Here is a 22,816-nt window from a genome sequence, read left to right as displayed (position 1 = left end):
CAGCGGAAGCGCTGAACGCCAGCGGCTTGACCATGACGAACGATACGAGTGTCCGAGCAATGCGGGCACTTCGTCGGGACGCGATCGGACAGCAAACGCGCCACCAGCCCCTGAGACCGCTGGCCCTGCAGCTTTGCCAGAACCTGCTCCTGCTGGGCCGGTGTCAGCCGTTCCGCTTCTGCCAGCCAACGCTTGAGTTCACGTGCGCGCATCCCGGTCTCCCGCCGCCCGAAACCTTCGAGCCGTGACGAAACCATGCAGGTAGGCAGGCTCACAGATTGAGACGATCAACAGCCAACGCGAACAGCGCCATTCCATTTGCACCTCGCTGATCACCTGATCGCCGAACTCGACCGAGTACTGCTGCTCGCGGGCGCTGAGCGCCCGGAGCAATCCCTTGACATCGAACAGGCTGAGTCGCTTGAAACCGCCTGCTTCCAGCGCGTGAATCAGATCGGAAACGCGGTTGCGGTGCACGAACGCCTTGATCTGTTTCATGACGCATTCTCCCTGGAGTTGCGCTCGACGGCTTTGCGGTCGGCGCGGTTTTCGAGCCATTCGTAAAGAACAGGTAGCAAGATCAGGGTGAGCAGGGTCGAACTGATCAGGCCACCGACCACCACCGTCGCCAACGGTCGCTGCGTCTCGGCGCCAACACCGCTGGAAATCAGCATCGGCACCAACCCGAGAATTGCGACGCTCGCGGTCATCAGCACCGGACGCAGGCGCAAGGCCGTGCCTTGCACAACAGCCTCGCGCACTGACAGCCCCTTTTCCCGTAGCTCGTTCAGGAAGCTAACCAGCACGATGCCGTTGAGCATGGCCACGCCGAACACCGCAATAAAGCCGATCGCGGAGGGGACAGATAGATATTGCCCGGTGATGAACAGCGCCAGTAGGCCGCCAATGGTGGCGAACGGCACATTGGCCAGGATCAGCGCGGCGTACTTGATCGAATTGAACGCCGTGTACAGCAACACGAAGATGAAGAAGATTGTGATGGGTACGATCAGGGCCAGCTTCGCCAGCGCGCGCTGCTGGTTCTCAAACGCCCCACCCCACTCGATCCAGTAGCCCGCGGGCAGCTTGACCTGCTGCTTGATCGCAGCGTCGGCCTCCTTGACGAAGCCATCCACATCGCGCCCACGCACGTCCATCTGGATGACGGCATAACGTTGCAGCTGTTCGCGACGGACGAAGGAGTAGCCCTCGCCGACAGTGACATCGGCCACTTCCGACAACGGCACCACGGCGCCTGTTGCAGTGCGCAACGGGATCTGGCGCAGCGATTCGACCGAATTTCGGGTGGCATCGCTCAAGCGCACCGCGATATCGAAACGCTTGACGCCGTCCAGCAACACGCTGACCGGTTCACCGCCCAAGCCGTTGCGCACGATGGTGAGGACCTCTTCGGCGTTCATGCCGTGGCGGGCCAGTTCATCGCGATCGACTTCGATGCGGATTTGCGGCTTGCCGACGTTGGCTTCAAGCGACAGATCGGCCACGCCCTGCACATTGCCCAATGCTGTCTTGAGCTGCCCGCTGATCCGGTCAAGCTCCTGCAGGTCCTGGCCGTAGAGTTTCAATGCCAATGTCGCGCGGACGCCCGAGATCAGTTCCTCCACCCGCATCTGGATCGGCTGCGTGTAGCCCGGCACGACATTGGGCACGACTTTTTCCAGCGTCTCCTGCATCGCCTCTTCAAGCTGCTTGATGTTGCGCCCGCTTTTCCATTCGTCCTCGGGCTTGAGCGCGGTGTAAATCTCCATGTAGTTGACGTCGGCGGTCTCGCCCTTCTCGGCGCGGCCGATCATCGCCAGCGTCGTGTCGACTTCCGGGAACTGCTCGAAGGCCTTGGCGATGGTGTTGCTGGTCTTGATCGATTCGTTGAGCGAAGTGGACGGTATCCCCGTCACCCGCCACATGATCGAGCCTTCCTGCAACTGCGGCATGAACTCTTTGCCGAGGAACGGGAACAAGGCAAGGCTCGCCACCAGTGCGACGACGGCGCTGACCACCACCACTTTCTTGCGCCCAAGTGCCTTAGCCAACAGCGGCTGATAGCCACGTTTGATCCGCGCCACCAGCCACGTGTCCCGCTCCGGCTTGGGCTTGAGGATCATGGACGCAAGTACCGGGATCAGGGTCAGGCTCAGGATCATCGAGCCAGCCATCGCGAAGGCAATGTTGAACGCCATTGGCTTGAACATCTTGCCTTCGAGCCCTTCGAGCGCGAAAAGCGGCAGGAACACCACGATGATGATCGTGATGGCGAACGTGACCGGACTAGCGACATCCTTGGCGGCCGCCAGCACCGCCGACGTTCTGTCGACCTTTTCGCCGTGTTCCAGACGCTCGGCCATGATCCGGAACGCGTTTTCGACCATGACCACCGCACCGTCCACCATCATGCCGATGCCAATTGCCAATCCGGCCAGTGACATCAGGTTCGCAGACAGACCGGCTTGGCCCATGCCGATGAACGCGATCAGCATCGCCAATGGCAACGTGATGACCACCACCACCGCCGAGCGCAGATCGCCCAGGAACAGGAACAGGATGATCGCGACCAGGATCGAACCTTCGACCAGGGCGCGGGTCGCCGTGCCGACGGCCTTGTTGACCAGATCGGTTCGTTCATAGATTGGTCTCAGTACGATGCCCTCAGGCAACGCATCGCGCACCACATCGAGCTTGCCCTTGACCGCCTCCACAACGTCTTTGGCGTTTTCACCGATGCGCGCCAGGGCCATCCCCAGCACCACTTCCTCGCCATCGCGTGTCACTGCACCGAACCGGGGTGCCGGCGCTTCAACGACAGTTGCGACGTCGCGCAGATAGACAGGTACGCCGTCCTCGGCCTTGAGCACGATCTCGCCGATGTCCTCGGTCGACTTCAACAGGCCCAGGCCACGCACGAGGAATTGCTCGCGGCCCACATCCATGACATTACCGCCGACCTGGCCATTGTTGGACGGCAATGCATTGATCACATCGCCAAATCCCAAGCCACGCGCATACAGGCGCTGGGGATCGATCTGCACCTGGTATTCGCGCTCACCACCACCCCATGACGTCACATCGTCCACGCCGGGCGCGGTGCGCAGGATCAGGCGCACGGTCCATTCCTGCCAGGTGCGCAGGTCCATGTCGGTGACTTTGTCCTTGCCCACGCCAGGTGCGCGCTCGACCGTGTACCAGAACACCTGGCCGAGACCGGACGTGTTCGGACCCATGCTCGGTTTGCCATAGCCGTCGGGCAGTCGATCGCCTATTTCCTGCAGGCGTTCGTTGACCAGTTGCCGGGCGAAGTAGATGTCCATGTCGTCCTCGAAATAGACGGCGACATAGGACAGCCCGAACAGACTCACCGAACGGATTTCCCGCACCTTTGGCAAGCCGGCCAGAGCGGATTCAACGGGTGTGGTGAGCAGGAGCTCGATGTCTTCCGCGGCAAGGCCCGGAGACTCGGTGTAGATATTGACCTGGACCGGAGTCACATCGGGGAATGCGTCGATCGGTACATTGCGCACCGCATTGACGCCGAGGAAAGCGACCACCGCAAAGATGATCAGGACCAGGAACTTGTAACGCAGGGACATTTCCACCAGGCGATTCAGCATGGCGCACCTTCCCGCGTCAGGAGCAGGAGATCAATGTGCATCACCCTCTCCCAGTTGCGACTTGAGCATCTGCGACTTCACGGCAAAGGCACCGGCCACGACCACTGTGTCACCCGCTTTCAACCCTTCGCGGATCACGGTGCGATCGCCGATGACTTCGCCCGCGCGGACCGGGACCGGTTCGAGCGCGCCTTCTTTGTTGCGGCGGAACACCACCGTCTCGCCCTCGAGTTGCACCAATGCATCGGTGGGGAGTGAGAGTTGGGTAGCGGCGCTGTTGTCGGTGTTGGCAGCGGAGGCCGCCTCGAAATACACCTCGACGAAATCGCCGCCATGCAGGCGATCGTCCTTGTTCGCAACTTCGATCCGCACCGATGCGGTACGCGTGGCATCCGACGTGCGGTGAGCGCTGCGCAAGACCTTGCCGGCGATGCGTTTGCCGCCGATCACTACGGTCGCCGGACTTCCCGTTTCGATGCGAGGCGCCGTGCCCGGCGCCATCTTCGCGTCCACCCACACCACTGACTCATCGACGAGCCGAAACAGCGCCTTCCCCGGCTCGATGCGCTCGCCGACGATGAACTCGTCCTCGGTGATACGGCCTGCATGGGGTGCAGTCAGAGTGAACTGGCCATTGACGCTGCCGCTTGACGTACCCGGCAAACCATAGGCTTGGGCCTTGGCGCGCGCGCGATCAACGGCGATTTTCGCTTCGTTGATGCGACGGCCGGCCACCGCTTCACGGCCAAGCGCCGACACGCGGCGCCATTCCTGTTCGGCGATGCGCAGGTCGGCCTGTGCATCGGAAACGTCTACGCTGGCCAGCGTGGCCAGGGGTGCGCCTGCACGAACCTCGTCGCCGAGCTTGGCGTGGCGGCGTACCACCAGCGACGCGACACGAGGCGTGATCAGCGTGGTGCCGTAGGCACTGTCGACCACCTCGCCGGGCGCGCGCAGCTCCTCGCTGAGCGACGAAGGCTGCAAGGTTTGCAGGGTGATGCCGGCGGCCTTGAGTGCTGCTTCGTCCATCTTCACCAACGCCGCCCCACCTTCTTTGCCTTCCTCCCCTTCCTCCGCGTGTTCGCCGCCCTCTTCGGAGTGGTCTTCGCCGCCTTCCGCAGGGGCGTCCTTGCCCGCTTCGACATGGTCGGCTTCGGCCGCGGGTGCCTTGGCAGGTTCGGCTTCGGGCGATTTGGAGCAGGCGGCAATGGCCAGCACCAGCGCGACAGTCACGGGCAGGGACATCAATCGGAACGGAGTCATCGTGTTCTCACTCATGGGGTGCCCTCCAACCCGGCCCAGCGTTCAAGCTGACCGGTGGCGGCGAGGTAGTCGGCGTAGGAGCGCCACAGGCGGGCTTCGAGTTCGGCCCCCGCCAGCTGCGTATCCAAGGTTTGTTTGAGTTGCTGAAGATAGTCGGAGGTCGACAGCTCGCCTTCGCGCCACAACCGTTCCAGTAACGTTGTTCGGCGCTCGACATCGGTACCGCGGCTGGCTTGCCAGCGAGTCCACGACGATTGCGTGGCCGCATAGGTGTCGATTGCCCGTTGCCGGTCGCCTTCGAGCTCGATGCGCACGCGGTCGCGATCGGCGACCGCGAAATCGGCGTCGGCCTGCGCCGCAACCACTTCGGCGCGATAGGAGTTGCGCACGAACAGCGGCACGCTAATCGATACCCCGATTACGTTGTCGCTGGGACCACCCATATCGAAGCGTTTCCGTCCACCGTAGGCCCCAAGCGTGGGGTCGGCGATCCTGTTGCGCCGGGCGACCGTGACTTCGCGCTCGGCCGCAACGGTAGCGGCCTGGGCGACCTGCCAGTCCGGCATTTGCTCGATACCGCTGTCGGCCACGGTGAGGGGCGGCAGTGTGCCAGTCGGCAACGCGAGGCTGGCAAGCAACTCCGGGGACCCGCCCACGGCGCGAAATCGTGCCTGCGCTTCGGCCTGCTCTGCCATCAACTGCGATTGCTCGGCTTGCGCCTCATCCCGTGCCAGCAAGGCGAGGTCGCGTTCCAGCCCCGAGATGTCGTCGGCGGAAAACTGCTTCTGCGCCAGATCAACGAAACGCGTCATCAGTGTCAGACGCCGTTCACCGGTGCGCACCCGTGCGTTGGCGGTCTGCAATTCGGCCCAACTGGTGAACCACTGCTTGGCGAAGTCGCGTCGATGCAGCCGGGCTTCGGCGGTCGCCTGATCGACGCGGGCGGATGCTGCATCCCGGCGCACGCGGCGTTTGCCGCTCAGATCAAGGGTGAGACTGAGCCCCGCCGTCGTGGTCCGGTCGGGGCCTTCATCGTCGGACGCAAGTTCGACTTCGGGGTTGTATAGCGGCTGGCCTGCTGCATCCAGACGAGCGCGGGCGGCCACCAACTGTGCTTCGGTGGCGCGGTAAGTGGGGTGGCGCTCCCAAGCGGCTCGCAAGGCAGCGCGAACAACGGTGGGGGCAAGCGTAGACGGCGTCTCGGCCGCGAAGGCCAGCGGCGACAGGGTCAAGGCCAGCGCAATGGCGCCAGCCAACCGCACGGCAAAACGCCGTCGCGGCAAACGAACAAAGTGCATGAGGAATCCTCTGAGTCGACGACATTCCCTCGGCATCATTGCCGAAGGCGAAGGCAGTCACTCAGGCGATCGGTGGCCTCAATTCCAGAGACGGAGAGGCGCTGGGCGGCAAGCCCGACGAAGTGGCATCGAGACGGCGCCGTGCAATCACGACAAACGTTGTGGCTGTCGGCGTCAAGGCAGCAGCGTGGTGGGAACTACAGTGGCTGCACGCACCTGCATGGCTCGTAAGGGGCATCGAGGGATCATCGGATCCGTCCGTGCCCGAAACGAGGAGCGCGTGGTCACCGCCGGTGCCCAGCCCCATATCGGCAAAGTCGTGCTGGGCGCATGCCGCGACCGTACCGATCTTCAATGCGAAGACCAGCAACATGAGCACTGCCAGCCGCGCGGAAGAGCGCAGTCGGGCAAGCAAGGTGCGGGGGGCAGCCGGAATCATCCGCGCACCATACACACCTACCCGGGCGTTATGGAATTTCATCTGGAGTTGCTGGGGGCGCTGGCTTGGGTGTGTTGACACGCTGTGATACACAGTCGGCTTGGGGTGACGAGAGCGAGTCCGCCCCCTCCCGGTGCCAGTCTTTCCAGCCACCGGCGAGCACCGATTTGGCCGTGCGCAGGAACAGCAACGCCACAAGCGTGCCAATCACCAAATCCGGCCACGGACTATCGAGCCATGCCACCAGCCCAGCCGCTACGATCACACCTACGTTGTTAACGATGTCATTTCGTGAGCACAGCCACACCGAGCGCATGTTCATGTCGTCGCTGCGGAAGCGGGTCAACAACGCGAAGCAGACGAGGTTCCCGATCAATGCAACAGAGGCGGCGATCGCCATGACCGGAGCGACCGGCTCAGCCCCGAACCAGGCACGGCGGGCAACTTCGACCAGCACCGCGAGACCGAACAGGGCCTGGATGCCACCTTTCAGAAAGACGGCCTTGGTCCGCTGCCGCAACGTACCACCGACCACCAACAGACTCAGGGCATAGACGAGCGCATCGCCCAGGCTGTCCAGTGAGTCGGCCTGTAACGCACTCGAGTCCGCCCACCACCCCGCGCCGAACTCGCCGACAAACAACAGCACGTTGATCGCGAGCACGATCCACAGCACCCGCCGACGGGCACGGTCGGTGTTGGCGCTCAGGACTGTAGCGGTGTCGTTGCAGCCGCATTGGCCCATGGGTAGCCCCTCATTCCTCAGGCGCCAGTCAAGTGGCGACTTGTTGGACGGAAGCGTAAAGTCCGTAGCTACTACAGAGTCAAGGGACGGATGCGATGAAGATCAGTGAGGCGGCCGCCGCCAGCGGGTGCCACCTGGAAACCATCCGCTACTACGAACGCGTCGGGTTGATGCCCAAGCCAGGACGCACCGCCAGCGGCTATCGCGTTTACACCGAGACCGAGGTCGATCGGCTGCGCTTCATCAGCCGTGGTCGGGAGCTTGGTTTCAGCCTCGAGGAAATCCGCAGCCTCCTCCGGTTGGACGACGACCCAGCTATGTCCTGCCATGAGGTCGACGTCATCGCCCGAACGCACTTGGCGGACATCCATGACCGGGTTCGGAAACTGACCCGGATGGCGAAGGAGCTGCAACGCACCATCGACGGATGTGCGGGCGGCAAACGCGCCCAATGCGCCATTCTCGGTGTCTTGCGTGATCCGACCACCCAATCTCGGGTCGCTGCGGCCCGCTCCTGATCAGCCTGCACAGCCAGCGGGTTATTCCACCTTGCGCGGCGTGCGCTTCGGCCGCGGGGCCGGTGCGATCTCGACCTGTTTGAGCAGGTCTTTCTTCTGGCGGACGGTCAACTCGTTCCATCGTAGCAACAGCTTGGCCAGCAACTCGTCCTCGGTGTAGAGAAATGCCGGTGGAATGCCCAGAACCTCGGCCAATTGCTTGGCCGTCTCCACCTGGGGCTCGTGCTTGCCGCGTTCGTATTGGTTAATTCGGGGGCTCGCCACGGCAGGATCCAGACCGGCCAGCACGCCAAGTTGCCTCTGAGATAACCCGGCGCGCTCCCGCGCTTGGGCCAGCCTCTGAGCAAAGATCGGGTGTTTTGCCGCGCTTTTCGTCACTGCCGCCCCCTAAGGAAGCCTTAAGGATGGCGGAAGTGACCGGTGCTTGGATACTAAGATATTCTTAGGCCCCTAACAACCGCCTCGCCCCAACCTTCCATGCCGTCTTCCGCCCCCACCACTGTTGATGAACTCGGGCTACAAGGCTGCCTCTATCTGTGGGCGTTACTGACCGGTCAGGAACACCGCCTGCCGATCGCTCAGACCAAGCGTATGTCGCTGGTCGTCATGGCGTATCTACACGAGCGCAGCGTCATTGAAGTGCCATGGCCGGACGCCCAGTGGGAGATCAAGCTGGATGCAAAAACCACACCGATTGAGGGATTGCAGTGGCGATTGGCATGGACCGTGTACGAACCGACTTTGTTGATCGATGCTCTGGACGACTACTTCGATACCCTCGCACGGGACGACTTCACAACCGCCGCACGTTTACGTATTTGGATGGAACTGGGTTCAGCTGAAGCCGAACGCTTCTTCGAGCAACAACTGGTCAAGCACCGTTTCTCTGGTGACTGGGCACAGGACATTGCCTTCGCCTACCGAGAAAGTGCGGTCGTCCTGACGCTGGCGCAGTGGCGGTACTGCGCTTGGGCGGCTGTTCGCCGTGGCGCCTCCATGGCCCTGCAGCATGGGCTACAGGCCGATGGGCTGCGTGACACGATTTACCAAGAGATCCGCCGGCGAGCGGCATCGGTTGCGAACGGCGCGTGGACTGGTTGCTCATTCCCCCCGTACAACCCTCAACCAGAAAGCGCACTTGGACGTGGCTTCGTACATCGATTGACCCGTCTGGGGCCGCTGTATTGGACAGGCTGGCCCAGCGTGGAGGTGCTGCTCGGCCACGCCATCGAGGGTCCGAATCGCCTAGGCGTGTCGTAACAGGCTAGATGAGGGAGCCGTCATGACCACACCCCGCGAAAGAACAAGAGCGCTTGTATGGGCTGGCGGCTTTCTGATTGATCTCGGGCGAGACAAGAGCCTTCCTCTCGCCGTTAGGCAACGTGCGGTGATGATCGCGCGGCATTTCCCTACCATCGAGGACGTGTCGTCCATGGCCCTGATCCGTCACCCATCCGGCCTTGGAATGGGTCTGGATGTCCCCGATGTGCATGATTCAGGAACTAGCCAAGGTCAATTTGGCCCCCTGCGTCACTCCACGCGTTTATCGTGGCCAGAGGATTAGTCCTTCCCTATTCTTGACGGGCACGGTATTGCCAAGATCATGGCGTGTGGGTCTGATGCGTGCGCACTCGGCGCAGGGCATTCCTTAACTTTGTAGCCGCACGAATCTTGATGCGCATTTTTTCAGGCGTGGCTCCCCGCAGGCGCGCTTCACTAGTAAAGGGATTCGTCGTTTCCCCCGGTGGCTTGGCCGGTACGGTTTCAATGGTGATCCTGAGCAACCCCGGCAAGATGAACTCGCCAGCGCTATCCGGGATCAGGGACTGCACCACGATGTCTTCCAACTCCCTGAGCACCAGCGCGGTCTTGTTTTCGGACAGGCCTGTCGCCTTTGCTAGTTCGATGATGAGCCCGGCCCTGGCTAAGGGTTGCTTGAACGGGGGGCCGAGAGGGCGTCGTGGATGGGCCATAGTCAACCTCCGATCTGAGTGATGTGTGTCAACGAGTTGCACGGCGAACACGGGCCTTAGCCGCTCGAGTCGCCTTGTTTGCCTTGGCTTGCTCCTGGAGCTGTCGCTCCAACGCCGCAATCTTTGCATCCTTGGTCGCAAGCAAGGCTTCCGTTTCTTGTAACTCGGCCCGGAGCCGGTGTGATTCTGCTTGGCGGGTACCATCGCGGACAGCCCGCTGATAGGGCGTTTGCGATGCAATGTTGCGTTGTCCCAAGCGCTTGGCCGTTGCATGCATGACATCCTCGACCGCGGTAGATAAGCCCATGCTTCGCCGTGCAGCCAGGTCATCTCGAGTGGACTCATCGGCGAACTTGCGACGCAGACTGTGGTGGCCAGCCCCGATCTTGGCCACGACCCCGATTGCGCGAAACGCGCCGCCTATCAACTGCACGATCGTTTTACCGCCCAGAGGACGTCCCGTCTTTCCGCTCAGAAAGAGGCGGCACTGTGCCTGCTTCTCGGTCCACTTATGCTTGGCAAGCCATCGTTGCCTGGCCTCGATGTGGCGCACAATCCGAAGAGCGAGCGTGAGTGGAATAGTGAAACTGTTCTGATAGGCGAGTTTCTGCACCGAGGGTGTCACCACCAGACCATCTTCCTCGGCCTTTTCAATCGCCTCCTCGTTGAAAGCGTCGATCGTGAGGTATGTAATCGTTCCTGCACGCCAACCGATGCGATCGGATAACTCCAGGATGATCTGATTGCGTTCGACGATAAACGGATCTGCGCCCTTCGCAAAGAACTCCGCGATGCGCTGCTTGTCTTTTGCAGTTGCAAAATACTGGGTGCCACCAGCCGTGCCGCTGACGCCGGTGAAACATAGCGGATAGAGATCCAGATCGACTTCGCGCTTCTTGCGTGAGCGTTGCCGTTTGCGTTTTGGCTGGGTAATCGCGGAGTTGATGGCCAAACCTGGCCCGATGACGCCCTTGCACAATCCCGCGTCCTGCTGCGCCCAGCGGTAGTAACGATAGATCCATTGCAAGCGCACATTCACTGTCCGCTTGGCGGTGCGTTCGTTACCCTTGCTACGCAGCGAACCGAGCACCTGCTTGAGCGCGGCGTCTCGGAACTGCTGCAAGGTCCCGTCACTCGCCCGCTCCCAAGTCACTTTCGATTCCTCGAGATAACGCAGCCACGCGAGCAACGCATAAGCTGCGGCCTCTACCGCTGAGGCGTATGCCCCTTGCGGTGCCGCCAATCTCTTTCTGACCGCGACCGAAGCGACATAGTCGTGGAACGGATCGAACAGGCGATACTTGCGATCGAAGAACACGGGCACTTTGCCTGTGCCGTTATCCACCCACTCAATGACGGCCACGCGCTGGGTCATGGCGCCCCCAACGTCTCCAGGACATCAAGAAATGTCGACATCGGCACGGCCCGATTCATGAGCAGACTGCCAGCGCTTCCGTGCTGGCGCTCGCCTATAGCGGAAATGTCCCCAATGCCGCGGATCCGCATGTCGTGGTCGGCCAGTTCGAAACCGTCACTGGTGGCAACCAACGCCTGCAGACGGGTGGCCGCGTCGACACCCACGGGCTGTGGAAGATACAGAAAGCACTCGCCGCTTCCGCCCTCGCGCGCCAATCGACCGCGCAACTGGTGCAGTTGCGACAGACCGAAGCGCTCGGCATGCACGATCACCACGGCCCGCAGGTTTTGGATGTTAAGCCCTACTTCCACCACCGTGGTCGCCACGAGGATCTGCGCATGACCGCTTGCCAAGTCGGCGAACGCGATCTCTACATCGTTCGGGTCAGATTCTCCGTGGAGCGATCTCACCAGCCCCGGGAATAGCCGCTCCCACTTCTCCGCTACGCGCGCGACCGAAGGCAGGGAGCCGCCTTCATCTTCTTCATCCTCCTCGCGTCGGGGACAGACGATCAGCACCCGGCCTCCCAGGTCAATGATCTGATGCAGCCGATCCACCATACGCGATGTGCCAGCACGCTCCACGATCTGTGTTTGTATGTCCTGCGGACTGTGACGCTTGGTCAATCGGATGACGTCCAGCTTGCCGTACAACAGCAACGCCTGCGTGCGCGGAATCGGCGTGGCGCTGATCTCCACCAGATGAGTGCCATCCTGAGAAAGCGCACGTCGCTGATCGACCGAGAAGCGGTGCTGCTCGTCCACGACGCAGATATCCAGATGTCCCACATCGCGGAACAGCATGGCGGTCGTACCAATCAGCCATTGCGTATCGGTCACGTCACGTACGCCCGATTTTCCGGTGACGAGTGTTGCGCCCCATTCCGGGAACAGTCGGGAAATCTCTTCGTAGGCTTGAACCGCCAAACGCTCGTTTGGCAGCAGGACTGCAGCCCGCGCCCCTGCGCGAACTCCCGCGGCCGTCGCCAATTGGTAGACGATCGACTTGCCCATGCCCACATCGGCGTTGATCAGCGTCGATGAGGTCATCTCGCCCCCAAAGCGGCGCACAAGTTGTGCGGCGGCATTCCTCTGCTCATCCGTGAGCTGGAACGGAATACGGGTCAGCAAGTCTCTCCATTCGTCGATGTGAAGCTGCTGGCGAACCGGTGGATGCTCATGCTGCAACTTCCGCAGTTCACCGACCGTCAGCAAGGCCGACAGTCGTTCCAAGCTCCACTGGGCACGTTCTCCCGCCTCGGGCGATGTCGGCAGGTGCGCTTCCCAGAGCAGGTCCTCCAAGGTGCCATGCGGTCGAGCCAGCAACTGACGCAACGCCGACTCGTCAACCAGGGTGCGGGCGTCCGCGCGAAGCTTTGCCGCACAGGCGGGAATCGCCTGCGGCAGAAGCGCCGGGATCACGCGCCTGGCCATTGCCAACGACAAGACCCGGGCTTTGCCCGGATAGTGCGGCACCAGCTGCCCCAATACACCCGGGTCGAGCAAGACCGGGTTATTCAAATAGACATGCGCACCGACCTGATTCAACGTGCCGGCTAGCGCGACTTGTTCACCCGCCTCCTCCAAAGCCTTTTGAAACGAACGCGCATCACCGAATAGGGAGAACTTGATCCGCATCCCATTGGTATCGACGAGCGAGCCCTGTGCCTGCGGACTGTGGCGCCCACCGCGACGACCCGCATGCCAACGGGTGCGAAAATCTCCCGCATAGTGGCCAATGAGGACCTCTTCGCGATCCGAAGCTGTCAGACCAAAGAACTGGCTGATGGGCTCCCTGGCATCCAGGAATCGCGAAGGCAGATATAGCGGCACCTGCCACAGATCGACCACACCGACGGCCAGCAGGCGTTTCAGGGCCTTGGCTGCATCCACATCCGCACCCAAAGCCTCCGCCAGTGCCTTGGCCTGTTCTGAAATCGTCGTATTGGCACGATGCGTCGTCGTCATGGTGCTCATATGATCATCTCTAACGTACCCGCCGAATGGGCGTGGTCTTTCGTAAAGTGTCCGTGAGCTCCGCTACTTGCCTGCGCAAGTCGGCGTTTTCCTTGTCCTGTTGTTTGGAATGCTTGTCCATCTGCTCGATCGATTGCTTGTGTGCACGCTGCTCCGAAAACAGCGAAGCACGCAATTCGCGCGCCTCCTGGCGCGCCCGTCGATAACCCAGCAGCGCGCCGGCGCGCTTCTCACGCTCGATACGGATACGTTCTTCGGCCTCGTCTACCGCCACACGCGGATCAAGGCGTTTTCGCGCTTTTATGGCCTGCTCGGTGATCGTCTTCAGTAACGCTTTGACGTCCTGCAACCGTTTGGCATCGGAGGTCAACGTCTGGAACGCATTGCGTCTCAAAAGGCCGCATTGCGCCCGCACTGCCTTGTCGTTCTGCGATCCATCCCAAGCGCAAAACGTCCGCAGGCTGGTCGGAAACCACTCCAGCTCCAATGCCTGTCCGGCATTCCGGCGCAACGGAATACCATTGCGAGCCCAATTCTCCAGCAGGGTGTACTTGGCATCGATCGACGACAAGGCCTCGTCGCGAAGCCGCCGGGAAACATGATTCTTGGAGATACTCATGATGTGGTTCGCCCGGGCGAAGCGGGCTGGTTCAGGGGCCGATACCGGGCCATCAACTCCCGTTCCAGGTCAATCAGTTCGAGAAGCCGGCGTGAAGCCCTCAGTGTCGCCTCACGTTCGACAGCATCCACTGTTGCTTTTGCCTGTGCCTCCAACTCCATTGCTTCTTGCTCCACGTTACGAAGGAACGCTTCGGACGTACTGTGGAATGGGCATGTACTGCAGATGCCGATATCTGCCTGTTCGCGATGCAGCTTTCCACCGCTCCCGCAACGTGCCCGGCGCGCCATGCGATCTCCGCTCGCCCAACACGCGCCATGACGGAAAGATGTCGGCATATACCCGCGCCGGTCTACGCTGCTACGCACGGCAGCAAGCGCCTCATCTAGGTCAGCATCAGCAAATTCAACCCGGCGAGCGAGGCGCTTGACCCACTGCCGAACGCGACGTGCCATCGGTCCGCCTGCGGAGGTCGATGTGAGCATCGCGCGCAACAAATCGTCGGCGTACTGCCGCTGCGCCTCCGTCAACTCCTCGAATGGAAAGCAATCTGCGCGAAGGCGATAGACCTTCTCAATCCGCTCCGCTTCTTCCCGCATGCTGGGATCCGTGACGTAGACCCGCGTGGACTCCATGTCCATGTGACACAGATATTCGGACAACGCTTGCAACAAGGGGTGTTCCCAGCGATATACATAGATCAATGCGAAAAAGCGCCGGAATGAATGGCTACGGCGTGCTTCTTCGCCCACACCGGCTTCCTTGAAGAAGCGCACGCTATGGTTGCCGAAAGCGTATTGATAAGGAGCGATGTCCTCGCCCAGCAACACCCGAAATGTCGGAAAGACGAATAGCTTGCGCCTTCTGAGTTCCTCCGCCGACAGGCCCGAATCTTCCTTCTCTTGCGGATAGATGGCCAGACGCAGCCGCTCCAAAACGCGAATGGCATCGACCGTAAGCTTATTCGTGGACATCCGCATCCAATTGCGCCAGGTCTTTTCGATATAGATGTCCAATTCATGGGCATCGACGAAGGGATCCGAAGGCAGCATACAGCCCAGATACAAACCCCAAGGGCGACTACCCTCGCCCAGCACTTCATTCTTTCGCCGGCCTTGGTTGATGCCAACGATGATCATGGCTGCAGTCTGCAGGTCCTGAATCAATTCCACGACCGAAGTGTCTCCTTCCCCTCCTCCCGCTCGCACGGCGCCGGTCAGCTGTCCCGGCAGCCCATATTTCGCCTGGATCGCCGGATACGCCTCGCGCAAGCGTTGCGTCGCGAAGATCTGGATGTCTTCAGCTGAGCACCACCGATAGCGGGCCTCGCCGAGCGCATCGCGCCATACATTCATCAGTTCTACGACGCCGTCACTGCGCTCGTAGATCCATTTCAGAGCCAAGCCCAGTAGCTTGGCGGCCTCTTCGATAGGGAGATTCCGTGTCCGGCCATCCGGTCGTCCACCCGACTGACGAGCGTGCTTTCTGGCGTTTGGGAACGGCTCAAAATCTAATCGATCCAGGGCATCTGGTAGATGTGCCAAACGATTTAGCGCAGTGAAGCAGTTCTTAAAGGACGACTCCGACCAACCCTCTCTACTCTTTGTCGCCTTGCGCGATCGATGGGGCGGATAGCCTGTCAATGCGGCCATGGCCTCGCGGAACCCCACAGGAAACTCACGACTCGTGATAACGAAACCCATCTCCCGTGACAGCGCATCCGGCGAAACGCTGCAAACCCTGTTCTTCACTGAGACGATGGAATTGAGGATATGCGTGTCCTTTCCTGCACGCTCGACGATTTGATCCAGGCGTTCCGGAACAGACAGGGCAGAGAACCACCCATGCGGCCTGAGGGCAACGGCGAACTCTTCAAGATCTTGTGGGCGAAGGGCCGAAAGCTTGTATACGCGCTGCTCCACGCACCACGCAAAGAAGCGAAGCACGTGGTTCAAGCCATTGATCGCCGTGTCTAATGCATCGTGTCCGCTGTATTCGTTGAGCGAGAGGGCCAGATGCGCCCGTGCAACATCCAACCAATGCGGGAACTGACCCAACGTGAGTCCGTGATCGAACGGCCCTCCAGACGAACGGTTTGCCGGAAGCGGCACCTTCTCCAAATTGATGATCCGCTCCACTCCCCTCTCATCGCGCAAACGCAAGAGACTGTCATCCCAAGCACTCAGAATTCTCGGATTGAAGGGCACGTCTTCCGGCCACGCCGTAACCCGTCCCATCGCTCGGACTTCCGTAGCGCTCGCGGGTATCGCTTTGGCTTGAACATTCATGTCGACGCCTCCAGCAGCGCCGCATATGGCGAATCGGAAACAATCGCCCACAACGCGGCCGTGAACTCGATCCGGGGCCTATGGATATGTTCAAATCGATCGGGGGCCTGCGCGCGCAGTCGCTGCCAATGAGCTGCGTAGTACGCACGTTGCCGCGCCAGATGTTGGATACGAAGCAGGTCCAACGTTAACGGCGCTGCCGGATTCGCCATCCAGACATCGCACGTCGGCGGCATTGCTTGCTCGGCGGTAGCGTGGTCACTGATCGGAAACAACAACAGCCGCCGATCCACCTCGCTGCGATCCATTCCGCGCTTCTCAACGTAGTCGTCGCCCTCCACAGCCCATACGATCGTTGCGGCAAGTTGACGTTGAAACTTCGCGATATTCGCTCTGTTCAGGATTTCGATAACCGCATGGCGCAGATAGGTCGAAGTGGTTGCCAGATCGGCATGACCCATGCTGGCTTGGATCTCATGCGGGTCTTCGTCGATGAGAAAGCGCGTTGCCATTCTCTGGTTGCGGAGTTGCTCGCGAGTGAAGTGCGGCAGCCCGTGCTTGGCGATAAATTTCTTCCGAAGCTTATCTTCCGTCCCCATACCAAAAACACGGTGGTGGTCTTTCTTGGCCACCATGGCGACAAACACACCTTGCCGCTCCCGGCCCCAGTACGCGTCCACGTGTTGGTTGTGCTCAAGCATTAGCTTCAGACCAGATAACAAGTGCCTGTCAGCGCTGTCGGTACCCCCGTATTGCATCTCGCCAGTCTTTCCCTTCACCGCCTGAAGTTCCACCGCTGACCCTCGGATCGATATGCCATCGGCCCGCAGATTGCGCACCGTCGCGCGATTCCAACCCGTCTCGGCCTGAATCTTGATTTCTATTGCCAACTGCACCCAGCGCGGCACGTACCAAGCGCTCAACGCCACCCAAGACAGGCGTGCCGGGCCCTTTGATACCGCACCACACCAGTCGATCAACGCCGGGAATCGCTCGGCCAGACGCGGGAAAGCACGCGAAATGCGGAACTGGTACAGCTTGGACCGCCATGCGAAGTCCTGCGCTTCCCTGTAAAGCTCCTTTGTATGCGTGGCCTCGACGATGACGCGAGCGATATCCGCTAAGTCAGCGGTCTCCATCCAGTGCGCCAGCCATTTCGGACTCGAACTAACACCGATAATCGCGTCGGCATGGCGACGCATTCCCGCCGGCAGGGGATTGCGCCCAACCTCTTCCAGGAATGCCCGCCAGTCCAGAAATGCATTGATCTCCTCGTCGCAGGCGGCGTGCACACGTGCAAGCCGATCTTCGAGATGCGCAGTCGCCTTCTTTTTGGCTTCCTCTGGTGAGCCCCAAGCAACATTGATGATGGCTGGCCGATTTTCCGGATCTATCGCGCGGGCATCGGGCTGATCGCTTAGCAAGCCACGGTTCTGCCGCGCCTCTTGAACAGGCATCTTTCTCGAAAACCGGAGGATTTTCTGGTGGCGTTCGAAAGCGTCGATGAGTTGCGCCTTGAACGCTGCGACGTAGTCGCTTCGCGTTCTTACCGTGCACGAGCCCTTGCTCAAGCGGTTTTCGAGACCATCAACGAGGCGAATCGCATCAGCTTGCGTCAACTTGGATACTTTGATCCCTAGAACGCGTTGGGAGTCCTTGCTAATTCCATCCCACCGCTTGCCGGCTTCCGGTGCCACGAGCCACTGGATTTGTCGCAGCATCGCCTGTGTTTCATGGTGATCAGCTGGCGTTGGAAGTGCCTCCAGCATGTCGTCGAGCAGTCCGCCCCGGTCAACCCGCAGGTTCTTGAAATCGACGACCAAGCCGGGAAATGTTTCACGACCATGCGGTTTGTTGCGCGTGGGCAGAAACAGTCGGCGCTGATCTGACCAGCGTGACAGAATCGCGAGGGCATCCAACTGACGCTGCAAGCTGTCTGAGCCGCCATACCGCTCGATACTATTCAGCGGGACTCGGGCCAGCGATGACAGCACAAAGAGACTGACCCGAGGCCCAGCTTCCGTTATCTGTACGACTCGTGCGGGTAGCCCCTTGGATTCGACATAGCGAAGGATCGCTTCGGCGTCTTTCGCAGCCGTAGCTTCCCGGTAAGTCGAAAGCGAATGATCGGCCAAGAAGCCCTTGACCTGGGCATCGACGTACTGGATCCGCTTGTGCGTCGCCTTTTTCCCGAGAAAAAATTCAACGAGCTTCTTGGCGAGCTGGTAACTGGACTTTCCATTAGCGAGACAACGCTCCAGGCCATGGCAAATTGCCGTCCCATGACTTTCCATTGCGGCGACGAAGCGCTGGGGATATTTGGTGTTCCAAGCACCAGCGCTACACAGGAACATCCCGATGAAGACCGGGCCGTATGGGCTTGGCACCTCAATCCTGCGTTTCGCCCTTCGGGGACGAATGCGGGACACCCCAGGGGTCATTGCATCGTGAATCGCCTTGAGAAAGCAGACCAGCAACTCCTCGCCCAAGGGGTGATTTCGGTGCACATCACTACAATGAACGCTCAGAGAAGCGTTTTCATCTCCGACAGCAGACGTAGGTTGCGCTTTCCTGCTGATTTTCATGACCTGGTATTACTATGAACGGCGGGCCTAGCCTAACATTCCGACCCCCACGTCGCCCTGCACCAGCCGCAGCATCGGCCGCGGCTGGCGCAGGTCCTCACGCAGCTGCGCGTAGACCCGCGCCTGCGCCTTGGTCAGCGCGAACGGCAGCGACTTCTTCAATTTCGCCACCAGCTTTTCATCGCCGCGCAGCGCACGCGTGCCCTCGGCCTGCAGCGCCAGCCGCTGCCGGCGCAGGCCCAATTGGTGGGCCAGCAGTTCCTCCAGCGCCAGCCGCCGCTGCGCCGGATGCAGGCCGCTTTGCAGCGCGGCGACGTCGGCATCGCGCGGCGGCATGTGCAGGGTGAGGATGGCCTCGCGCAGCGAGGGCAAGTGCAGCGCACGCCGCAGCGCCTGCGGCAGCAGTTCCAGCGTGGCCTCGTCCGGCAACCGCTGCAGGGCCTGCAGCACCAGCTTGCGCAGGCTGGCCGGGCCGACGCCTTCGATGGCCGGATAGACCGGATCCAGCGTCTCACCCAGCGCAACTTCGCCGCCCAGCACCTGGTAGCTGGGATGCACGATCTCCAGCCCGAACTGGCCGGGCCGCGGGGTGCCGTAGGCGCGGATGCGCGCGCCCACCGCGAACTGCGCGACCTGCGCCGCACGGAAATGGAAGAACCGCAGCATCAGCGTGCCGCGGCCTTCATCCGACAGCGCCACCCGCAGCATCGGCCGGTAGCGGAAGCCGCGCTCGACCGCCTCCACCCGCCCTTCCACCTGTGCCGCCACGCCCGGCTGCAGCAGCCGGATCGGGGTCACTGCGGTGCGGTCCTCATAGCTGCGCGGCAGGTGCAGCCACAGGTCCTGCAGGGTGGAAAGCCCGCGCGCGGCCAGCTTCTCCCGCAGCGCCGGGCCGACGCCGGTCAGGACGGAAAGCCGGGTGTCGGCGCGGGCGGGCGATGCTGCGGCGGGCATGGTGTCGGCCGGAACGCTCCGGCTTCAGATCACCATCACGCCATCGACCTCGAACGCCGCACCGCGCGGCAGCGCGGACGCCTGGATGGTGGAACGCGCCGGATAGGGTTGGCTGAAATATTCCGCCATCACCGCGTTGACGCGGGCGAAATCGCCCAGGTCGGTGAGGTACAGGCCCAGCCGCACGATGTTGTCGAACGAACCACCGGCCGCTTCGCAGACCGCCTTCAGGTTGTCGAACGCCTGCCGCGCCTGCGCCTCGATGTCGCCTTCGGCCATCTGCCCGGTGGCCGGCACCAGCGGCGTCTGCCCGGACAGGTAAACGGTGTTGCCGGCGCGGATCGCCTGCGAGTACGGGCCGATGGCGGCGGGCGCGGCGTCGGAATGGATCGGGGTGCGGGACATGGGGACTCCGTGGAAGGATGGGTCCGGCCATTGTAGGGCGCAGCCAGCCGCGCGACCGCCCGTGCTGCTGCCTCAGCAGCGCTGCACGTCCTGCACCACCTGCAACCGGCGCACGCCACGAATCACTTCGGCCAGATGGCGGCCGTCGGTCACGTCGATGCCGAAGCGCAGCACCGCGATGTTGCTGTCGCGCTCCAGATATTCCACCCGGTCGATGTTGGAAGCGGCATTGGCGATCGCCGCCGCCACCTGCGCCAGCACGCCCGGCCGGTTCTCCACCTCGATGCGGATCGCCGAACTGAAATCGCCGGACACCTCGCGATCCCAGCCGATCGCCACCCAGCGCTCCGGCGACTTGCGCAGTTCGGCCAGGTTGGGGCATTCCATGCGGTGGACGACGATGCCCTTGCCGGCGCTGTGGTAGCCCATGATCTCGTCGCGCGGGATCGGCAGGCAGCACTGGGCGAAACTGATCACCCCGCGCTCGCCGCCGGTGATGAGGATGCGCTCCTGCAGCGCCGGCGTGCCCGACTGCCCGCCGCTCTCCTGCTGCGCCAGCGCCAGCGCCACCTGCGAGGGCATGCGGTTGCCCAGCGCGATGTCGGCCAGCATCGCTTCCAGCCGCGAATAGCGGTTGTCGGACAGATAGGTCTCCAGCCGCGGCATCGGGATCCGGTCCAGCGCGGTGCCCTGGGCGCCCAGCGCGCGATCCAGCATGTAATGCCCCAGCTGCACCGCGTCTTCGTGCTCCAGCTGCTTGAGCTGCTGGCGGATCGCGGTGCGCGCCTTGCTGGTGGCCACGAACTCCAGCCACTGGGTGGTCGGCACCGCCGACTTCGCGGTGATGATCTCCACCGACTGGCCGCTGACCAGCTTGGTGCGCAGCGGCGCCAACCGCTTGTCCACACGCGCGGTCACCGCATGGTTGCCGACGTCGGTATGCACCGCGTAGGCGAAGTCCAGCGCGGTGGAATTGCGCGGCAGCGAGAGGATGTCGCCCTTCGGCGTGAACAGGTAGACCTCGTCGGGGAACAGGTCGACCTTGACGTTTTCCAGGAATTCCAGCGACGAACCGGTGCCGCGCTGGGTTTCCACCAGGTTGGCGATCCACGCCGCCGCCCGGCTCTGCGCGCTGTTGCCGCCGCCGTCCACGCCGATCTTGTAGGCCCAGTGCGCGGCCACGCCGCGTTCGGCGATCAGGTCCATCTCGCGGGTGCGGATCTGCACCTCGATCGGCGAGCCGTAGGGCCCGAACAGCACCGTATGCAGCGACTGGTAGCCGTTCGCCTTGGGGATGGCGATGAAGTCGCGGAAGCGCCCGTCCAGCGGCTTGTACACCGCATGCACCACGCCCAGGGCGTGGTAGCAGTCGGCCACCGTGTCCACCACCACCCGGAAGCCGAACACGTCCATCACCTGGGCGAAGCTGCGGCTCTGCGCGCGCATCTTGGTATAGACGCTCCACGGCGTTTTCACCCGACCCACCAACCGATGCTCGAGTTTCTCCAGCGCCAGCCGCTGCGCCAGCCGCGCCTCGATCTGCCCCAGCGCCTCGCGCCGCACCAGCGGCTGGCTGCGGATGCGCTTGGCGATCACCGCGTGCCGCCACGGATGCAGCGCCTTGAAACCGAGGTCCTGCAACTCCGCCTTGACCAGGTTCATGCCCAGCCGCTGCGCGATCGGCGCGTAGATCTCCAGCGTCTCCACCGCGATGCGGCGGCGCGCATGCGGGGACTTCGCCCCCAGCGTGCGCATGTTGTGCAGGCGGTCGGCCAGCTTGATCATGATGACGCGCAGGTCGCGCGACATCGCCAGCAGCATCTTGCGGAAGCTTTCCGCCGCCGCTTCCTGCTTGTCGGCGAAGCGCACCTTCTCCAGCTTGGTGACGCCATCGACCAGTTCGGCCACGGTTTCGCCGAACTGCGCTGCAACGTCGGTGCGGGTCAGCGGGGTGTCTTCGATGGTGTCGTGCAGGATCGCCGCAACCAGCGTCTCCAGATCCAGCCCCAGCTCGGCCAGCACCTGCGCCACCGCCACCGGGTGGGTGATGTAGGGCTCGCCGGACTTGCGGGTCTGCCCGGCGTGGGCGGCCGCACCGATCGCCCAGGCGCGGCGCAGCTGGGCGCGCTGGGTGTCATCAAGATAGTAGGCGGCGTGCTCCAGCGCCTGCACATAGTCCGGCACCGCCGCCGCGTCGGGCGCGGTGTCGTGCAGGGCAAGCGCGGGATCGCCGGGCGTCATGCGTCGAGCCTAACCTTGCCACGCGGTGCCCGCAAACGGTTTCCACAACGCAAAAGCGGCCCCGCAGGGCCGCTTCGAGGGCGAAGGCGCGCGCCGCGCTCAGTCGTCGCCCTTCATGTCGTCGTCGCCAGCCACCACTTCGGCGGCAGCCCACTCCAGCGCCTCGCGTTCCTTGCGCTCGCGCTCGGCCTTTTCCACCGCATCGATGAAATCGGTGTCGATGGCACGGGCGGCGATCTCGCGCAGCGCCAGCACGGTGGGCTTGTCGTTGGCTTCGCTGTTGTCCAGCTTGGACTCCACGCCGCCAGCCAGCTGGCGCGCGCGCTTGGAGGCCATCATCACGAGTTCGAAGCGATTATCGACCACCTGCAGGCAGTCTTCGACGGTAATACGGGCCATGTCTGTCCTGCGGCGATGGGCCGCGCAAGGGATCGAAAGAACCGGGGAGTGTAGACGCGCCACGCCCTCGCCG

At 62.3% G+C, this 22,816-nt stretch carries 20 protein-coding genes and 1 pseudogene; 3 read left to right on the top strand and 18 right to left on the bottom strand.

Going from position 1 to position 22,816, the window contains the following annotated elements; translation table 11 throughout:
• From G582_RS18330 to G582_RS16285, 7 genes are all read right to left on the bottom strand, one after another.
• Window positions 1-212 (bottom strand): transposase-like zinc-binding domain-containing protein (locus G582_RS18330; protein ID WP_425476549.1); only part of this gene is annotated, 212 nt, incomplete at its 3' end.
• Complete coding sequence (locus G582_RS18325; protein WP_211219348.1) at window positions 199-498, bottom strand: hypothetical protein; 300 nt, start codon at window positions 496-498, stop codon at window positions 199-201. The genes G582_RS18325 and G582_RS18330, both read right to left, overlap by 14 nt.
• The gene (locus tag G582_RS0110605) at window positions 495-3,623 is read right to left on the bottom strand and encodes an efflux RND transporter permease subunit (RefSeq protein WP_028839820.1); all 3,129 of its coding nucleotides are present in this window, start codon (window positions 3,621-3,623) and stop codon (window positions 495-497) included. Before G582_RS0110605 ends, G582_RS18325 begins: the two co-directional genes overlap by 4 nt.
• Window positions 3,624-3,653: 30 nt before the next feature.
• Window positions 3,654-4,901: an efflux RND transporter periplasmic adaptor subunit gene (locus tag G582_RS16290; protein ID WP_083961159.1), complete on the bottom strand. Its 1,248-nt coding sequence runs from the start codon at window positions 4,899-4,901 to the stop codon at window positions 3,654-3,656.
• Window positions 4,898-6,184, bottom strand: coding sequence for a TolC family protein (locus G582_RS0110595; RefSeq protein WP_028839819.1), 1,287 nt, complete (start codon window positions 6,182-6,184; stop codon window positions 4,898-4,900). Before G582_RS0110595 ends, G582_RS16290 begins: the two co-directional genes overlap by 4 nt.
• A 61-nt stretch (window positions 6,185-6,245) precedes the next feature.
• A complete protein-coding gene (locus G582_RS0110590; protein WP_156880441.1) occupies window positions 6,246-6,665 on the bottom strand; it encodes a hypothetical protein in 420 nt (139 codons plus the stop codon).
• On the bottom strand, window positions 6,652-7,368 hold the full coding sequence (locus G582_RS16285; RefSeq protein WP_083961155.1) for a cation efflux transmembrane domain-containing protein: 717 nt from the start codon (window positions 7,366-7,368) through the stop codon (window positions 6,652-6,654). Before G582_RS16285 ends, G582_RS0110590 begins: the two co-directional genes overlap by 14 nt.
• Before the next feature lie 95 nt (window positions 7,369-7,463).
• On the opposite strand from G582_RS16285, the gene G582_RS0110580 reads away from it, so the two are divergent.
• Complete coding sequence (locus G582_RS0110580) at window positions 7,464-7,886, top strand: MerR family transcriptional regulator (protein WP_028839817.1); 423 nt, start codon at window positions 7,464-7,466, stop codon at window positions 7,884-7,886.
• Between the two features lie 21 nt (window positions 7,887-7,907).
• On the opposite strand, the gene G582_RS0110575 is transcribed toward G582_RS0110580, so the two are convergent.
• Window positions 7,908-8,264, bottom strand: a complete 357-nt coding sequence (locus G582_RS0110575; protein WP_028839816.1) for a helix-turn-helix domain-containing protein — start codon at window positions 8,262-8,264, stop codon at window positions 7,908-7,910.
• Window positions 8,265-8,363: 99 nt separating this feature from the next.
• Here G582_RS0110575 and G582_RS16280 point away from each other — a divergent pair, with 99 nt between their 5' ends.
• Together G582_RS16280 and G582_RS18565 are read left to right on the top strand one after the other, a co-directional pair.
• Complete coding sequence (locus tag G582_RS16280; protein ID WP_156880439.1) at window positions 8,364-9,146, top strand: hypothetical protein; 783 nt, start codon at window positions 8,364-8,366, stop codon at window positions 9,144-9,146.
• Between the two features lie 22 nt (window positions 9,147-9,168).
• Entirely contained in the window at window positions 9,169-9,450 is a 282-nt protein-coding gene (locus G582_RS18565) for a BPSL0761 family protein (RefSeq protein WP_083961153.1), read from the top strand.
• Between the two features lie 37 nt (window positions 9,451-9,487).
• Here the strand turns inward: G582_RS18565 and G582_RS18210 are convergent, their stop codons facing one another.
• The 10 genes and pseudogenes from G582_RS18210 to rpoZ all read right to left on the bottom strand — a co-directional run bounded on the left by G582_RS18210 (window position 9,488) and on the right by rpoZ (window position 22,743).
• Window positions 9,488-9,859 (bottom strand): HU family DNA-binding protein, encoded by a 372-nt coding sequence (locus G582_RS18210; RefSeq protein WP_169380613.1) that lies wholly within the window; start codon window positions 9,857-9,859, stop codon window positions 9,488-9,490.
• 28 nt (window positions 9,860-9,887) lie between these two features.
• A complete protein-coding gene (locus G582_RS18205; RefSeq protein ID WP_028839815.1) occupies window positions 9,888-11,234 on the bottom strand; it encodes a hypothetical protein in 1,347 nt (448 codons plus the stop codon).
• Window positions 11,231-13,252 carry a DEAD/DEAH box helicase gene (locus tag G582_RS0110560; RefSeq protein ID WP_028839814.1) on the bottom strand — a complete coding sequence of 674 codons (2,022 nt, stop codon included), beginning with the start codon at window positions 13,250-13,252 and terminating at the stop codon, window positions 11,231-11,233. The genes G582_RS18205 and G582_RS0110560 overlap by 4 nt, the downstream gene beginning before the upstream one ends.
• Before the next feature lie 10 nt (window positions 13,253-13,262).
• The gene (locus tag G582_RS0110555) at window positions 13,263-13,871 is read right to left on the bottom strand and encodes a hypothetical protein (protein ID WP_028839813.1); all 609 of its coding nucleotides are present in this window, start codon (window positions 13,869-13,871) and stop codon (window positions 13,263-13,265) included.
• Window positions 13,868-16,159 carry a hypothetical protein gene (locus G582_RS17975; protein WP_156880435.1) on the bottom strand — a complete coding sequence of 764 codons (2,292 nt, stop codon included), beginning with the start codon at window positions 16,157-16,159 and terminating at the stop codon, window positions 13,868-13,870. Before G582_RS17975 ends, G582_RS0110555 begins: the two co-directional genes overlap by 4 nt.
• Entirely contained in the window at window positions 16,156-18,648 is a 2,493-nt protein-coding gene (locus G582_RS17970) for a hypothetical protein (protein WP_156880433.1), read from the bottom strand. Before G582_RS17970 ends, G582_RS17975 begins: the two co-directional genes overlap by 4 nt.
• A gap of 135 nt (window positions 18,649-18,783) precedes the next feature.
• Window positions 18,784-19,698: pseudogene (locus tag G582_RS16270) on the bottom strand (OB-fold nucleic acid binding domain-containing protein); the annotation flags it as partial.
• A gap of 24 nt (window positions 19,699-19,722) precedes the next feature.
• Window positions 19,723-20,103, bottom strand: a complete 381-nt coding sequence (locus G582_RS0110525; RefSeq protein WP_028839810.1) for a RidA family protein — start codon at window positions 20,101-20,103, stop codon at window positions 19,723-19,725.
• Window positions 20,104-20,175: 72 nt separating this feature from the next.
• Window positions 20,176-22,344 (bottom strand): RelA/SpoT family protein, encoded by a 2,169-nt coding sequence (locus tag G582_RS0110520; protein WP_028839809.1) that lies wholly within the window; start codon window positions 22,342-22,344, stop codon window positions 20,176-20,178.
• Between the two features lie 99 nt (window positions 22,345-22,443).
• Window positions 22,444-22,743, bottom strand: coding sequence for a DNA-directed RNA polymerase subunit omega (gene rpoZ / locus G582_RS0110515; RefSeq protein WP_028839808.1), 300 nt, complete (start codon window positions 22,741-22,743; stop codon window positions 22,444-22,446).
• Between the last annotated feature and the right edge of the window lie 73 nt (window positions 22,744-22,816).

The sequence above is a fragment of the Thermomonas fusca DSM 15424 genome (assembly GCF_000423885.1).
Classification (GTDB): Bacteria; Pseudomonadota; Gammaproteobacteria; order Xanthomonadales; family Xanthomonadaceae; genus Thermomonas; species Thermomonas fusca.
This window is presented reverse-complemented; position numbering and strand designations above follow the sequence as displayed.

Coding starts and splice junctions, on each gene's coding strand:
- G582_RS18325 (WP_211219348.1), bottom strand. CDS start 498: ATGAAACAGATCAAGGCGTTCGTGCACCGCAACCGCGTTTCCGATCTG.
- G582_RS0110605 (WP_028839820.1), bottom strand. CDS start 3,623: ATGCTGAATCGCCTGGTGGAAATGTCCCTGCGTTACAAGTTCCTGGTC.
- G582_RS16290 (WP_083961159.1), bottom strand. CDS start 4,901: ATGAGTGAGAACACGATGACTCCGTTCCGATTGATGTCCCTGCCCGTG.
- G582_RS0110595 (WP_028839819.1), bottom strand. CDS start 6,184: ATGCACTTTGTTCGTTTGCCGCGACGGCGTTTTGCCGTGCGGTTGGCT.
- G582_RS0110590 (WP_156880441.1), bottom strand. CDS start 6,665: ATGAAATTCCATAACGCCCGGGTAGGTGTGTATGGTGCGCGGATGATT.
- G582_RS16285 (WP_083961155.1), bottom strand. CDS start 7,368: ATGGGCCAATGCGGCTGCAACGACACCGCTACAGTCCTGAGCGCCAAC.
- G582_RS0110580 (WP_028839817.1), top strand. CDS start 7,464: ATGAAGATCAGTGAGGCGGCCGCCGCCAGCGGGTGCCACCTGGAAACC.
- G582_RS16280 (WP_156880439.1), top strand. CDS start 8,364: ATGCCGTCTTCCGCCCCCACCACTGTTGATGAACTCGGGCTACAAGGC.
- G582_RS18565 (WP_083961153.1), top strand. CDS start 9,169: ATGACCACACCCCGCGAAAGAACAAGAGCGCTTGTATGGGCTGGCGGC.
- G582_RS18210 (WP_169380613.1), bottom strand. CDS start 9,859: ATGGCCCATCCACGACGCCCTCTCGGCCCCCCGTTCAAGCAACCCTTA.
- G582_RS18205 (WP_028839815.1), bottom strand. CDS start 11,234: ATGACCCAGCGCGTGGCCGTCATTGAGTGGGTGGATAACGGCACAGGC.
- G582_RS0110560 (WP_028839814.1), bottom strand. CDS start 13,252: ATGAGCACCATGACGACGACGCATCGTGCCAATACGACGATTTCAGAA.
- G582_RS0110555 (WP_028839813.1), bottom strand. CDS start 13,871: ATGAGTATCTCCAAGAATCATGTTTCCCGGCGGCTTCGCGACGAGGCC.
- G582_RS17975 (WP_156880435.1), bottom strand. CDS start 16,159: ATGAATGTTCAAGCCAAAGCGATACCCGCGAGCGCTACGGAAGTCCGA.
- G582_RS0110525 (WP_028839810.1), bottom strand. CDS start 20,103: ATGTCCCGCACCCCGATCCATTCCGACGCCGCGCCCGCCGCCATCGGC.
- G582_RS0110520 (WP_028839809.1), bottom strand. CDS start 22,344: ATGACGCCCGGCGATCCCGCGCTTGCCCTGCACGACACCGCGCCCGAC.
- rpoZ (WP_028839808.1), bottom strand. CDS start 22,743: ATGGCCCGTATTACCGTCGAAGACTGCCTGCAGGTGGTCGATAATCGC.